The organism is Amycolatopsis orientalis DSM 43388 (assembly GCF_000411975.1).
Classification (GTDB): Bacteria; Actinomycetota; Actinomycetes; order Mycobacteriales; family Pseudonocardiaceae; genus Amycolatopsis; species Amycolatopsis orientalis_D.
Genome location: NZ_ASXG01000051.1, coordinates 1 through 324, shown reverse-complemented (window position 1 = coordinate 324; position 324 = coordinate 1). Strand labels below are relative to the sequence as shown.

The following is a 324-nucleotide window of genomic DNA, read 5'->3' as shown; positions in this document are numbered from 1 at the left end:
TAGCCGGTGTGGAGGGAACGCGGGGAAGTGAAACATCTCAGTACCCGCAGGAAGAGAAAACAAAAGTGATTCCGTGAGTAGTGGCGAGCGAAAGCGGAAGAGGCTAAACCGTTTGCATGTCAAGCTGTCAGGCGTTGTGCAGGCGGTGTTGTGGGACCCACCTTGGAGAGACTGACATTTCTCCGGATGTACGCGATGGTTAGCGGAACGCCTTGGGACGGGCGGCCGGAGTGGGTGAGAGCCCCGTACGCGAAAGCTGTCGTCGTAGGTCTTGGTGGTGTTCCCGAGTAGCAGCGAGCTCGTGGAATTTGCTGTGAATCTGCC

Annotated in this window: 1 rRNA gene; it reads left to right on the top strand. The window is 57.4% G+C overall.

What is annotated here, in order from left to right:
* A 23S ribosomal RNA gene (locus tag L942_RS09440) occupies positions 1-324 on the top strand; the annotation flags it as partial.